We start from the raw sequence: 13,703 nt of genomic DNA, 5'->3' as shown, positions 1-13,703 counted from the left end.
TGACGATAGACCATTGACGATAGACAGTCGATCTGTATCTTTTGTCCGTGGTCCATCGTCAATGGTCCATCGTGTCTATCACACCTGCGCTTCGACCAGTGCGGGGTAGTCGATAAACCCTTTTTCACCACCGGCATAGAACGTTGCCGGGTCGGCCTGGGCCAGTTCCGCACCGGTGCTGAAGCGTTCGACCAGATCCGGGTTCGCAATGAACGGATACCCAAAGGCAACCAGATCGCCCAGGCCGTTTTGCAGGTCTTCTTCGGCCCGTTCAGCGGTGTATTTGCTATTCAGAATCAGCGTATTGCTGAATTTTTTTCGGATGGTTTTGAGCAGCGGCAGGGTGGTTTCGGCTCCTTCCGGGGCTGCGGTATTGATGACGTGGAGGTAAACAATGCCCAGGTCGTTTAGCTTTTCGGCCAGGTAGGTGTAGGTTTCGTCGATTTCCGGATAAACCGACATATCGTTGTATACGTTGTAGGGCGAAAACCGGATGCCAACGCGATCTTTTCCGATGGCCTGCGCCGACTGTTCGGCAATCTCCAGCGCAAAACGGGCGCGGTTTTCGACGCTGCCGCCGTATTCGTCGGTGCGCTGGTTGCTGTTCGGATTGAGAAACTGCTCGATCAGATAGCCATTGGCACCGTGTAACTCGATACCGTCAAAACCGGCTTCCACGGCATTTTTAGCCGCCTGAACAAATTCCTGAATCGTTTGCTTCACCTCGTCGGTGGTCAGTTCGCGGGGTTGGGCGTTGGCCTGCATACCTCCCTGATCGGTCCACATCGGGCCGTCGGCTGCAATCGCCGATGGCGCAATCACCTCAGCTCCGGCTGGCAAGTTAAGCGGGTGGCCGATGCGGCCGGTGTGCATCAATTGCACGAAAATATGTCCGCCTTTTTCGTGGACAGCCTGCGTCGTCAGTTTCCATCCCGCCACTTGTTCGGCACTGAAAAGACCCGGAATCCGGGCGTAACCCAAACCGTTGGGGGAGGGTGAAACGCCTTCGGAAATGATTAAACCCGCCGAAGCCCGTTGACCATAATAGTTGGCAATCAGTTCGTTGGGAATGTTGTTATAAGCCCGGCTGCGGGTCATCGGAGCCATGGCGATTCGGTTGGTGAGTGTTAGCGTACCGAGTTGGACGGGGGAAAAAAGTAAATTACGCATAGCGATGGATGTCTTGGTTCGGGGGGATAACGCATCCATACATTTAAAAGTTTGGATGTATCGGGGGAAATTTTTTAAGTTAGCTTCGTCAGGAAGCCCGACAAGTCCTTCAATCCCTCTTTATTTAAACTCAGGTTCTGGTTGCGTCCTTCTTTGTGGGAGTTGACGAGTCCGCTGTCGATCAGGGTCTTGACGTGGTGTGAAACGCAGGGTTGCGACAGTCCGGTCATTTCCTGAATATCCGAATTGTTCAAACTTCCTTTTTCGGAAAGGGCCAGCAAAATTTGCAGCCGGTATTTATCGGCAATGGCACCAGAGGCTTTTTCAATAAACTTGTTATCCATTGGCTGAGCCGGATGGCAGGTCCGGTTTAAACGAAACAAGGCATTTAGAAATACTACAAAGTGCTGAACGTCACCGTTCACGCTGTTGTAAAATTGATGAAGTTTCTTCAAATATTCTACTCTATCCCCACAAACTTGTCAAAATTATCCCGGTGAAGGACTTCCAGCACCTCGGGTTGGTAGGTCTCTGAATTGAGTAAAATTTATCGAATACAATCCCCAAATTCGTTACATGTAAAGCTGTCGCTGAAAGTGTTTTGGTTAATCGGTGGTAAAGTGAAGGTTGAAAAAACAGGATCGGTTGAAAGCAACCTGGCTTCCAACCGATTCGATTGATCCCTACTGGTGGGTGGTTTGCTACAACAGTGTGCGCTAAAATTGAATCCCGACATTGAGTCCCGGCCACATCCGAACCCGCACTTCTTCGTCCGACCACCGGCGGCTGAACGTCTTGTCGTACACGTCCCATTTGACCCATTCTGTTCCGGTTCCTTCGCCGGTTTCAAATTTCGTTACCTGCACATTGAAGGTGGGCGTTACGGTGACGGCAATGCGGTTGTGAATCGGCAAAATGAAACTTACCCGGGCCTGATTCAGCAAATTGAGATCTTCCCAGTGGTTGCCTTCTTCCTGAATCTGGTAGGTCAGGGCTTCGATGCTGATCTGGTTGCGTTTGCCAATAAACTGGTTGGTGCCAATCCCGTAGCCGTAGCCCCAGCGGAGGCTGTTCCAACGGACATTGTCGTTTTCGGGCCAGGCGGCTCCGAGGGCGAAGATGTTGTAAAACTTGCGGTTTCCGCCCATTTTGAAGCCAATGTTGGCGTGCAGGGCGTCGCCCGCCCAGATTTCGAAGCGGTGGTAGCCGTTTTTAGATAGATTCAGCAAACCGATCTGTGCGCCGTCGACGTTTTCGGCCACGTTGATCAGCCCGATCTGGGTGCCTTTCACGCGTTTCGCCACGTTGGCAATGCCCGCGACCTGCAAACCTTCGACCGATTCAGCCAGATTGGCAATGCCGGCAATTTGTGCGCCTTTGACGGCTCCCTTCGTCACATTGGCAATTCCGGCAAATTGCGCACCTTTCACGCTTTTTCCGACGACGTTGACGATTCCGCCGAACTGGGCTCCGTAGAGCGGGCCACCCACGGCGTTGACGATTCCGGCAAATTGTGCGCCATCGACTTCATTTCTGACGCCGTTCAGAATGCCCGAAAATTGCGCGCCCTTGGCATAATCTTTCTCCAGACTGAACAAACCGCTGAACTCGATGCCGTCCAGGGCCGCGGCATAACCGCCGAGCAAATTCAACGAAAACCGGTTGCTGAACAGGGCGTTATCGAGTCCGTTGGTGCTCAGGGGCGGCACGAAGCCGATTTGGGCGGGGCGGATTGGATACCGGTTTTGCCGGGCTTCTTTCAATTCCGTCCGCAGCGAGTCGGCATCCTGCGAATAGGCCCGTGCGGCAAAACAAAACAGGGAGGTGGCTAGTACGAGTAATTTTTTCATGGCAATTGTTCTTTTTTATGGCTGTTTACTGTTGCAGGACTTATGTCTGATAATTCTATCAAACTTTCGCTTTCTGCCCCTAAATCCCCTAAAGGGGACTTGGACACGGCTTAATCCGGATGCTAAAAGTCCCCTTTAGGGGATTTAGGGGCAGAAAGCGAAAGTCCTATGTTGTACGATACGAGTTTAATAAACCGGGCTGCTGTTTCCCGAATCTGCTCCTATGACCGCCATCCCGCGTTCTACCCCCACGTGGCTTAAAAAAAATGTTTACCGGAAACAGACCGATCGGATTGCCCCTGAAACCGCAGGCTGGTTACCTTTGCAGAAAACCGCGCCCCCGAAATGAACCGCATCGACCGCCTGACCGCCATTCTGATCCACCTCCAGACCAAACGCGTTGTCAAAGCGCAGGAACTGGCCAAACGTTTCGGTACCAGCCTGCGGACGATCTACCGGGACATTCGCTCGCTGGAGGAAGCGGGCGTGCCGATTGGTGCCGAAGCCGGGATTGGTTATTTTCTGGAAGATTACCACCTGCCGCCGGTGATGCTCACCCGCGAAGAAGCCAGCGCGCTGTTGTTTGGCGCCAAAGTGATTGAAAAATTTGCGGACGAATCGATCCGGGCGGAGTTTGAATCGGCTTTGTACAAGATCAAATCGGTGCTGAAACGCAAGGATCAGGAACACCTGGAAGACCTGGAACCGCGTGTTCAGGTGGCCAAACGCCCCACGACGCCCCCGTTTTCGGATGACTTACTGGTTGATATTCAGCGGGCCATCGGGCAACAGCAGGTCTTGCAACTGGATTACCGGTCGGCCTACAAGGACGAAACGACGGACCGGGAGGTGGAACCCGTGGGCTTGTATCATTACGGGGCGGGCTGGCATCTCATTGCGTTTTGCCGTCTTCGGCAGGACTACCGCGATTTTCGGGTCGACCGAATCCGGCAACTGAACCATACGGGCCATACCTACTCCAGCCAAAACCGCCTGACGCTGACGGCGTACCTCGAAAAAATCCAGCAGACGCAGCATCTGGAGGAGGTGGTGGTGCGGTTTGACAAAAAAGTGGTGCGGCATATTCAGGAAATGAAGTATCACTACGGCTACGTGTCGGAAGAGGAAGAAACCGGGCGTTGGGTGCGGATGAAGTTTATGACCCAGTGTGTGCGGGAAGTGGGTCGCTGGCTGCTGATGTTCGGCCAGTGGGTGGCAGTAGAATCGCCCGATGCGCTGCATGAAACCATGAAAGAACTGGCGCAGGAGTTGCAGGCGCATTATTTATCGGAACGCATCAATTCCTGAAAATACCGCAAGCCTGCTGACATACGGCTGTCACAACCGGGCGTTTACTTTGTTGCATCCTCCATCAAACACCATTGCTATGCAACTCAAAGAAGCGAAACCGCTCACCACCCTGGCTTTTTCAACCCGAACCACCCTGGCGGGTTTAACCCCTTTCGTTTGCACCGTGGCCCGGCAACTGTACCGCGAAGCCGTCCGGCTCGATCTCGAAATTACCGGGCCAATTTGCTGGCAATACACCGGCGTAGACGGCAAACCGGACACGGTTTTCGGCCTGGACATTGTGCTGCCCGTTCAGTCGGCGCAGGGTGAACCGGCTGAGGGTCTGGCTTTTAAAAGTCTGGATTCTTTTAACAGCGGTTTTGCCGAACACCCCGGCAGTTGGGACAACCTGGCCGCAACTTACGGGTCATTAGTCGGCGGTTTGTTGCAGGATGGACACCGGCTGAGTGCCGTAAACCGGGAAGTGTATGTCCACATGGATTTTGAAAATCCGGCTAATAATGTGACGCAAATTTATCTGGGAATTCATTAAAACCGCACCGGTATGAAACTGAACGCAGGCATTATTACCGACAAACTGGCCGAAACCAAAGCGTTTTACCAGACCGTCCTGAACTTCGGCATCACGTTTGAAAATGATTTTTATCTGTTGTTGCACACGCCCAATCAGCAGGCCGAACTGAGCTTTCTGCTGCCGAATCATCCCTCGCAACGACCGGTTTTCCAGAAACCGTTTACCGGCGAAGGCGTCTATCTGACGATGGAAGTGGACGATGTTGATGCCGAATACGAACACATCCAATCATTAAATGTACCGATTGAAATCGAACTCCGCGACGAACCCTGGGGCGACCGTCATTTCGCCATCGTCGATCCGAACGGAATCGGAATCGATATCGTGACCTATGCGGCCCCCGAACCCTGACAGCGCCGGGATGCCGGTGCAGGCCCTGTTAGCGGTTCCGCCCAAATCTATTTTTCAACGAATCGACTCTATTGCCCCATCGGGGCTTAACAGCGCAGCGTCGGTAGAAATAATACGATTTACCCCCCGCCAGCGTGCCGTAAGGTACGCGACGACCGTCGTAACTATGCGGTCGCGTACCTTACGGCACGCTGAGAAAAAACCATTACGTCGGGGCTACCGACGCTGCGCTGTTGAGCCCCGAAGGGGCAAAATTGACCTGGATCGGATCTTCGGCTATGATGGTGGCGGTGTTAGGGTCGCTTTTTCGCCAGCCAGTCTTTCACCGCCGGGCCGGTTCCGAACGGCCACGGTTTTAGCGCATTGATCGGTACCAGTTTGTAAGCCTGAAGTTCTTCTTCGTCAATTTGGATGTCGCCCCACGCCCGGACGTGGTACGTAATGATCACTTCATTGCGCTGATAAAAGGTGTAGACGCCCAGCCGCTCCACAATGTTGGCATCCAGACCGATTTCCTCCTTGATTTCCCGCAAAACCGCCTGATCCGGTTCTTCACCCGGTTCCAGAAAACCCGTTACCAAACCAAACCATTCGGCGGGCCAGCCCCGGTTTTGAATCAGAATGACGGTATCGTTGTCGTATTCGACAATGGCACCCACGACCGGCAGCGGATTGTTCCAGAAAATGTAACCACAGGCGGCTGAACACACGAGCCGTTCGCGTCCTCCGGCAAAACCGGGGGTGAGCGAACTGCCGCATTGGGGACAAAAATTCATCTTTGGCATCGGTTCAACGAAGGATTTGCGGTCAATATAAACACCCCCGTTCGGATTTCCGTATATTTGCAATTCATTTAACAAAAGTTACTTTGCCCCGATTACTGGCCATCGATTACGGAACGAAGCGCACCGGTTTGTCGGTTACCGACCCGTTGCAGATCATCGCGACAGCCCTGGAAACCGTTCCGACACACCAGTTGCTGGACTACCTGAAACGGTATGTTACCAGCGAACCAGTCGAAGCGTTTGTGGTGGGAATGCCCACGCGCCTGGATGGATCGGACACGGACAATACGCCCCGGGTGAAAGGCTTCGTCGGCAGACTCAAAGCCGCTTTTCCGGACATTCCGGTGCATTGGCACGACGAGCGGTTTACGTCGGCGATGGCCTTACAATCCATGATTGCCAGTGGTGTCAGCAAGAAAGACCGGCGCGTCAAAGGCAACATCGACAAAGTGAGTGCAGTAATTATTTTACAATCCTTCATGGAATCCAAAAGGTGATGATTTACCCAATAGTAGCGTACGGTGATTCCGTTTTGCGGAAACGGGCGCAAAACATCGACAAAGGGACTACCGATGTCAAAAAACTCAGTGAAGACCTCTTCGAGACAATGTACAATGCCTCGGGCATCGGGTTGGCGGCTCCGCAGGTCGGCAAAAGCATCCGCATGTTTGTGGTCGATGGAACGGCTCTGAACGAAGACGAACCGGAAGAAGACAAGGACCCCAGCCTGATGGGTTTCAAGAAGGTATTTATCAATCCGCAGATTCTGGAAGAAGACGGCGACGAATGGGGCTTTGAGGAAGGCTGTCTGAGCATTCCGCAAATCCGGGGGGAGGTTTTTCGGCCCGAATTCGTCAAAATTCAGTATTTCGATACCGACTGGAACGAGCACATCGAAGAATATGACGGCATGGCTGCCCGCATCATCCAGCATGAATACGACCACCTGGAAGGCAAGCTGTTTACCGATTACCTGCCGCCGTTGAAACGCCAGTTGATGAAGAAAAAACTGGCCGATATTACGCGCGGCAACGTGAAAGCGGATTATAAAATGAAGTTTCCGAAATAGACAGGAATGCTCCACCTGACCCTGCTGCAAACCAGCCTCCACTGGGAAAATCCGACGGCGAACCGGGCCATGCTCGAAGAGAAAATCTTCGCGCTGCCCGAAAAAACCGACCTCATTGTGTTGCCGGAAATGTTTACGACCGGTTTTTCGATGAACGCCAAAGCCTTGGCCGAACCGATGAACCTGACGACGTTCCGCTGGCTCAAACAGATGGCGTCCCAAACCGACGCCGTGGTGACGGGGAGTTATATTGTGCAGGAAAAAGGCCAGTTCTACAACCGCCTGATCTGGATGGAGCCCGACGGTTCGTTTGATGTCTACGACAAACGGCATTTGTTTCGGATGGCGGGGGAGGAGCAAACCTACGCCGGTGGCACCAAGCGGCTGGTGAAATCCTGGCGCGGCTGGAACATTTGTCCGCTGATTTGCTACGACCTCCGGTTTCCGGTCTGGAGCCGGAATGCCGGACTGGCATACGACCTGTTGCTGTATGTGGCCAACTGGCCTGCCGCCCGCAGCACCGCCTGGAACGCCCTGCTGCAAGCCCGCGCCATCGAGAATCTGGCTTATGTCGCTGGTGTCAACCGCGTTGGCGAAGACGGAAACGGACATGCCTATGCGGGTGATTCGAGCCTGATCGACCCGAAAGGCGAGGTGCTTTTCCGGCAAAACCAGACCGAAACGGCGTTCCAAACCACGCTTTCCCTGGATGAGTTAAGGGCGTACCGCGAGCGGTTTCCGGCCAATCGTGATGCGGATGATTTTCGGATAATTGAATAAAAACCGGAAATGCAGCGCGTCCAGTTTTCGGCCCGATAACTATAAAAATTCAAATTTTACGCACTTATCGTTAGATAGTTAGTAATTTTGTGGCCGGGATACGCAGTCCGGGACGCAAAGTCAGGTTGAATAGGCCCGTTTATTGAATCAATCACCTCATATCTCATGTCTGCATCGGTAGAAACTGTCAGTTTATTGGCAGACCGCATCATCGCGCTGGAGGAGTCGTCAACATTGGCGATGACCAAAAAAGCCCGCGAACTGGCCGCTCAGGGCCACAAAGTAATCAGTCTCAGCGTTGGAGAACCTGATTTCAAGACGCCGAAACACATTTGCGAAGCCGCCAAGCAAGCCATCGACGAAGGCTACCACGGTTATTCGCCCGTAGCGGGTTATGCCGATCTGCGGAAAGCCATTGCAGATAAGTTTAAACGGGAAAATAACATTGACTGGAAACCGGAAAATATCGTGGTTTCGACGGGTGCCAAACACTCGCTGGCGAACGTGATTCAGGTGCTGGTGAACCCCGGCGACGAGGTGATCATTCTGGCTCCCTACTGGGTGAGTTATTCCGAAATGGTAAAACTCGCCGAAGGAAAGTCGATCATCCTCGAAGGGGCATTTGATAATGACTTCAAAGTAACGGCGGATCAACTGGAAGCGGCCATTACGGATCGCACCAAAATCGTCATGTACGCATCGCCCAACAATCCGACCGGTTCGGTGTATAGCGAAGACGAACTCCGCGCCATTGCCGAGGTGGTGGCCCGGCACGAAAATGTGATTGTGCTGGCCGACGAAATCTACGAACACATTAATTTTACGGATAAAGGCCATTTCAGCATCGGTTCTATTCCCGAAATCAAAGACCGCGTAGTTACCGTTAACGGTGTCGCGAAAGGTTTTGCGATGACAGGCTGGCGGATTGGTTACATCGGTGCCGCCAAATGGATTGCCGACGGGGTGGAGAAATTGCAGGGACAGGTCACCTCCGGAACCGGTTCGATCTCGCAGCGGGCTACACTGGCCGCCCTGAACGGCCCCATGGAACCGACGCGGGAAATGTCGAAAGCCTACGAACGTCGCCGGGATCTGGTGGTAAAATTGCTGAAAGAAATTCCCGGTTTTAAAGTGAACGTGCCGGAGGGTGCTTTCTACGCGTTCCCCGACATCAGCTATTATTACGGCAAATCGGATGGAACAACGACCATCAACGATTCGGATGATTTTGCGGCCTGGTTGCTCAATACGGCTTATGTGGCAACCGTGGCCGGCTCAGGTTTTGGTGCTCCCTACGGTCTGCGAATTTCAACCGCAGCCTCCGACGAAGCCCTGACCGAAGCCGTACAACGCATTAAAGACGCGGTGGCAACGTTAAAATAAAAGGTTTACGGTATTTGGTTTACAGTTTTCGGTGGCTAGCGAGTTCTTTTCTAAGCGCGCGTCAGCCACCGTAAACTGAAAACCGTAAACCGAATACCTCTCTATTCATCAAGCATTAATTACTCCCTTCTTATGTCTACAGAAACATCCACGTACGTTCCGTACAAAGTTAAAGACATCGCGCTGGCCGAATGGGGCCGCAAGGAAATCCGGTTGGCCGAAGCCGAAATGCCGGGTTTGATGTCCCTCCGCAAAGAGTTCGGACCGTCGAAACCCCTCGCTGGTGCCTACATTGCCGGTTGTCTGCACATGACGATCCAGACCGCCGTTCTGATCGAAACACTGGTTGAACTGGGTGCCGAAGTGACCTGGTCATCGTGTAATATCTTCTCGACGCAGGACCATGCCGCAGCCGCCATTGCGGCCGCCGGTATTTCGGTGTATGCGTGGAAAGGCATGAACGAGGAAGAATTTAACTGGTGTATCGAGCAAACGCTGTTTTTTGGCGAAGAACGGAAACCGCTGAACATGATTCTGGACGATGGTGGTGATTTGACCAACATGGTTTTCGACCTCTATCCGGAACTGATTGCCAACATCAAAGGCTTGTCAGAAGAAACGACGACGGGTGTTCACCGCTTGTATGAGCGGATGAAAAACGGGACATTACATTTGCCCGCCATCAACGTCAACGACTCGGTGACGAAATCGAAATTCGATAACAAATACGGTTGCCGCGAGTCGCTGGTCGATGCCATCCGTCGGGGAACCGATTTGATGCTGGCCGGTAAAGTAGCGGTTGTGGCCGGATATGGTGACGTCGGAAAAGGTTCTGCCGAATCACTCCGGGGCGCCGGTTGCCGCGTGCTGGTGACGGAAATCGACCCGATCTGTGCGCTGCAAGCTGCGATGGACGGCTACGAAGTGGTTACGATGGATGAGGCTGCGACCCGCGCCAACATTTTCGTCACCGCAACGGGCAACATCAACATCGTGAAAGATCGTCACTTCAAGACGATGCGCGACAAAGCGGTGGTTTGTAACATCGGCCACTTCGACAACGAAATCGACATGGCGTGGTTGAACACCAACTACGGTCATTCGAAGAGTCAGATCAAACCGCAGGTCGATCTGTACGAAATCGATGGAAAAGAAATCATCGTGCTGGCCGAAGGCCGTCTGGTGAACCTGGGCGTTGCGATGGGCCACCCGTCTTTTGTGATGTCGTGTTCGTTCTCGAACCAGACCCTGGCGCAGTTGGAACTGTGGGCCAATTCGGACAAATACGAAAACAAAGTCTACATTCTGCCGAAACACCTCGACGAAAAAGTAGCGGCTTTGCACCTCGATCACGTGGGTGCGAAACTGGAAAAACTGGATCAGGAACAAGCGGAATACATCGGTGTAACCACCGAAGGTCCCTACAAATCGGATCTGTACCGGTATTAGGAGTTAAGAGTTAACAAGCTGTTTTGAGTTAACCGGGGAGCCCTGGAAGGGCGATCTGTCAATAGACAATAGCAGACATGAGTAATGGTAGCTCCGGAGGAGCGGTCTAAAAACATCTTCAGGCCGCTCCTCCGGAGCTACCATTACTCATGTCTGCTATTGTCTATTGACAGGACAGGCCTCCGGTCTTCATTCAAGCAACTTCTAACCGCTAATACACGATTGCGCAGTTGAACGCGTCAGCTAACTTTTAATTTTTAACTCTTAATTCTTCACTCAATTCCCGTGGCAAATCGGAACTTCGTGACCCGTCTGGTCGATGACGGTGGAAGGATAAAGACCCCGAACGAGTAAAAGAAAGGCCAGGGCAATCGTGAGGACCGGCATCAAGACCGAAAACCGGCGTCGCAGGTTTGCCGGGAAAAACGTCGGGACAAACCGGACCAGCAACAAAGCCGGAACCGTTCCCAGGCCGAACAACGCCATGTAGAGCGCGCCGGTTGCCGCGTTCCCGGTGGCGATGGCTCCGGTTAGGGCCACATACAGAAAACCGCAGGGTAACAAACCGTTCAGAAAACCCAGTCCGGCAAATGCCTGTAAAGTAGGGCTTTGCAAAAACCGGGACATTGGTTTGGTCACCCAGTTTCGTCCCCCATTCAAGGACAAACCGGTCAGTTTTCCGTGCTGGAACAGAACCCAGAGCAGCAGAAACAGACCGCCCGCAATTGACACCGACCTTTGCAAACCGGCCAGCAACAACCCCTGGCCGATGGTGCCGACCAGCAACCCCAATCCGGAATAGGCGGTAATTCTCCCCACATGATACAGTCCCATCGCCAGCACCCGTTGCGAACGCGGCAAGCGTCCGACCGGCAACGCCATCGCCAGCGGTCCGCACATGCCGAGGCAGTGCAGGCTACCGACTAAACCCGTGGTCAGGGCTGCGATGATCCAGACATTCGGCACGTTACGGAATGGTTACGGTTTGTTCGCTATAATATTCCTGCCCGTTTTCCAGCCAGTTCAGCTGCACACGCCAGAAACCGGAGGCCAGTTTGGCGGTCGAAACCGTCGTTTGGCCGGGTTGTAGGGAAACGCTTCGATCCTGTCGGCGATCCGAAGGGCGATAAAAGGTCAGTCTGCCGCCGGTTGAACCCGCTTCGGATCGCGTCAGTTCGATCGTCTGCCGGGTGGCATCGAAGCGAATGGTTGGCGATTCCGCCAGTTTAGCGGTTCGGGCTACCCGGTCAATCTGTTGTTGAAAGGCGATTTCGGTCTGGTAATAATCATCGCGCACCAGATCGACCCGTTGGCGGCACATGAGATACACCAGGGTGCCAATAAATCCGGCAAACAGGATGTAAACGAGTATGATGGCTTTTCCCCAGTTCATGGATTCAATGAGTGATTGAGTGAATGAGTGATTGAGTGATTGAGTGATTGAGTGAATGAGTGATTGAGTAATTGAATTGAGTGAATAAGGAATCTACTTCGCTCAATCACTCAATCGCTCGATCACTCAATTACTTGACCGGTCCCAAAAACGTAGTTTCGATTTGATCGACGACTTCGTTACCGGCCAGCACGTCGATGTGAAGTGGCGTGCTGTTTTGCCGGATGGTTTTTTCCGGTAAATCGATAAAGAACATTCCCTTGGTCAGTTCCCCGGCCGGCACCGACGACAGCGGCTGTACGAAGCGCAGATTGGCATCCGTTCGGCTCAGGCGGAATTGAACCGGCAACGTCTGGTAGGTCTTGTTGATCACCTCGACCAGATACAGATTCGAGACTTTACCACCCGTTTCATGCTGGTACAACTGCCCCGGTGCGCGCAAAACTGTCACGTCCACCACCGGTCGGCTAACGAGCAGAAAACCGATGATTCCCAACAAAACGAGCAAAACGCCACTGTAGGCCAGAATCCGGGCGGTAAACCGGAACGGTTTTCCCTGTTCAATATTAGCCTGCGAATCCATGCGGATCAGCCCCTGAGGCAGTTCGATTTTGTCCATAACACTATCACAGACGTCGATGCAGAGCGTGCAGTTAATGCATTCCAGTTGCGTCCCGTTCCGAATGTCGATTCCCATCGGACAAACCTGCACACAAAGTTTGCAGTCGATGCAATCGCCCTTGGGTTTCGAGCTTGGGCTTACGGGTAGAGTGTTCCGTTCGGTATAGATCCCTTGCCCGTCACCCTCTGCCCGGTGCTTTTTCCCGCGCGGTTCTCCCCGGATGTAGTCATACGCGACGATCAGGGAGTTTTTGTCCAGTAAAACGCCTTGAAGTCGTCCGTACGGGCAGATGGTGGTGCAGACGATTTCGCGCAACCAGGCAAAAACGAGGTAAAATACGCCCGTAAAGACTACGATGGCCGACAGACCGGCGAGGTGCTTCGCCGGGTTGTCGGTGATGAGGGTCAGCCACTGGTCGCGGCCAATGATGTAGGCCAGAAAGGTGTTGCTGATAGCGAACGAAATCAGAAAGAAAACGCCGTGTTTCAGCCCTTTTTTGACCACTTTTTCGGTTGTCCAGGGGCTGGCATCCAGCCGTTTCCGGGCGTTGTAATCACCCTCGATCCAACCTTCGATTTTCCGGAAAACCATTTCCATAAAAATCGTCTGCGGACACGCCCAGCCGCACCACACCCGGCCATAGACGACCGTAAACAGCGCCACAAACACGATAAAGGCGATCAACCCAAACGCCACCAGGTAAAAATCCTGCGGCCAGAACGGTACGCCAAAAAAGATAAACCGGCGTTCGAGCACGTTGAACAGGAACAACGGATGTCCATCGATCCACACAAACGGCCCGGCAAACAACACGATCAGCAGCACCACCGCCACCACCGTCCGCCAGCGGGTAAACCGGCCCGTGGTTTCACGCGGGTACAACCACCGCCGACCACCAGAAGCATCGGCCGTGGGCAACGTATCGCGGAAGTCCGAGGGGGGAAGTGCTACGTTGGTTTTCATCGG

At 53.3% G+C, this 13,703-nt stretch carries 15 protein-coding genes; 8 read left to right on the top strand and 7 right to left on the bottom strand.

The window, feature by feature from the left end; all coding sequences use genetic code 11:
* Positions 1–78: 78 nt before the first annotated feature.
* The 3 genes from ACO064_RS08610 to ACO064_RS08600 form a co-directional block, all read right to left on the bottom strand.
* Complete coding sequence (locus tag ACO064_RS08610) at positions 79–1,170, bottom strand: alkene reductase (RefSeq protein ID WP_421826978.1); 1,092 nt, start codon at positions 1,168–1,170, stop codon at positions 79–81.
* Between the two features lie 74 nt (positions 1,171–1,244).
* Positions 1,245–1,514 carry an ArsR/SmtB family transcription factor gene (locus ACO064_RS08605; RefSeq protein WP_114408859.1) on the bottom strand — a complete coding sequence of 90 codons (270 nt, stop codon included), beginning with the start codon at positions 1,512–1,514 and terminating at the stop codon, positions 1,245–1,247.
* A gap of 372 nt (positions 1,515–1,886) precedes the next feature.
* Positions 1,887–3,020 carry an LA_2272 family surface repeat-containing protein gene (locus tag ACO064_RS08600; RefSeq protein ID WP_421826977.1) on the bottom strand — a complete coding sequence of 378 codons (1,134 nt, stop codon included), beginning with the start codon at positions 3,018–3,020 and terminating at the stop codon, positions 1,887–1,889.
* A gap of 345 nt (positions 3,021–3,365) precedes the next feature.
* On the opposite strand from ACO064_RS08600, the gene ACO064_RS08595 reads away from it, so the two are divergent.
* From ACO064_RS08595 to ACO064_RS08585, 3 genes are all read left to right on the top strand, one after another.
* On the top strand, positions 3,366–4,328 hold the full coding sequence (locus ACO064_RS08595; protein ID WP_421826976.1) for a helix-turn-helix transcriptional regulator: 963 nt from the start codon (positions 3,366–3,368) through the stop codon (positions 4,326–4,328).
* 79 nt (positions 4,329–4,407) lie between these two features.
* Entirely contained in the window at positions 4,408–4,863 is a 456-nt protein-coding gene (locus ACO064_RS08590; protein ID WP_421826975.1) for a GyrI-like domain-containing protein, read from the top strand.
* A gap of 12 nt (positions 4,864–4,875) precedes the next feature.
* Positions 4,876–5,256, top strand: coding sequence for a VOC family protein (locus ACO064_RS08585; protein ID WP_421826974.1), 381 nt, complete (start codon positions 4,876–4,878; stop codon positions 5,254–5,256).
* A 293-nt stretch (positions 5,257–5,549) separates the two neighbouring features.
* On the opposite strand, the gene ACO064_RS08580 is transcribed toward ACO064_RS08585, so the two are convergent.
* Positions 5,550–6,032: an NUDIX domain-containing protein gene (locus ACO064_RS08580; protein ID WP_421826973.1), complete on the bottom strand. Its 483-nt coding sequence runs from the start codon at positions 6,030–6,032 to the stop codon at positions 5,550–5,552.
* Between the two features lie 92 nt (positions 6,033–6,124).
* On the opposite strand from ACO064_RS08580, the gene ruvX reads away from it, so the two are divergent.
* From ruvX to ahcY, 5 genes are all read left to right on the top strand, one after another.
* On the top strand, positions 6,125–6,538 hold the full coding sequence (ruvX, locus tag ACO064_RS08575) for a Holliday junction resolvase RuvX (protein WP_421826972.1): 414 nt from the start codon (positions 6,125–6,127) through the stop codon (positions 6,536–6,538).
* Positions 6,538–7,110 carry a peptide deformylase gene (gene def, locus ACO064_RS08570; RefSeq protein ID WP_421826971.1) on the top strand — a complete coding sequence of 191 codons (573 nt, stop codon included), beginning with the start codon at positions 6,538–6,540 and terminating at the stop codon, positions 7,108–7,110. Before ruvX ends, def begins: the two co-directional genes overlap by 1 nt.
* 6 nt (positions 7,111–7,116) lie before the next feature.
* On the top strand, positions 7,117–7,890 hold the full coding sequence (locus ACO064_RS08565) for an amidohydrolase (protein ID WP_421826970.1): 774 nt from the start codon (positions 7,117–7,119) through the stop codon (positions 7,888–7,890).
* A gap of 165 nt (positions 7,891–8,055) precedes the next feature.
* A complete protein-coding gene (locus ACO064_RS08560) occupies positions 8,056–9,273 on the top strand; it encodes a pyridoxal phosphate-dependent aminotransferase (RefSeq protein ID WP_138991063.1) in 1,218 nt (405 codons plus the stop codon).
* Between the two features lie 132 nt (positions 9,274–9,405).
* Positions 9,406–10,722 carry an adenosylhomocysteinase gene (gene ahcY / locus ACO064_RS08555; RefSeq protein ID WP_421826969.1) on the top strand — a complete coding sequence of 439 codons (1,317 nt, stop codon included), beginning with the start codon at positions 9,406–9,408 and terminating at the stop codon, positions 10,720–10,722.
* 276 nt (positions 10,723–10,998) lie between these two features.
* Here the strand turns inward: ahcY and ACO064_RS08550 are convergent, their stop codons facing one another.
* The 3 genes from ACO064_RS08550 to ccoG all read right to left on the bottom strand — a co-directional run bounded on the left by ACO064_RS08550 (position 10,999) and on the right by ccoG (position 13,700).
* The gene (locus ACO064_RS08550; RefSeq protein ID WP_421826968.1) at positions 10,999–11,688 is read right to left on the bottom strand and encodes a sulfite exporter TauE/SafE family protein; all 690 of its coding nucleotides are present in this window, start codon (positions 11,686–11,688) and stop codon (positions 10,999–11,001) included.
* Position 11,689: 1 nt separating this feature from the next.
* Entirely contained in the window at positions 11,690–12,115 is a 426-nt protein-coding gene (locus ACO064_RS08545) for a FixH family protein (RefSeq protein WP_421826967.1), read from the bottom strand.
* A 130-nt stretch (positions 12,116–12,245) separates the two neighbouring features.
* The gene (ccoG, locus tag ACO064_RS08540) at positions 12,246–13,700 is read right to left on the bottom strand and encodes a cytochrome c oxidase accessory protein CcoG (RefSeq protein WP_421826966.1); all 1,455 of its coding nucleotides are present in this window, start codon (positions 13,698–13,700) and stop codon (positions 12,246–12,248) included.
* Positions 13,701–13,703 lie beyond the last annotated feature (3 nt).

It is taken from the genome of Larkinella sp., assembly GCF_965227735.1.
Taxonomy (GTDB): Bacteria; Bacteroidota; Bacteroidia; order Cytophagales; family Spirosomataceae; genus Larkinella.
Note: the sequence above shows the minus strand (reverse complement) of the source record. Positions and strands in the feature narration are given on the sequence as shown.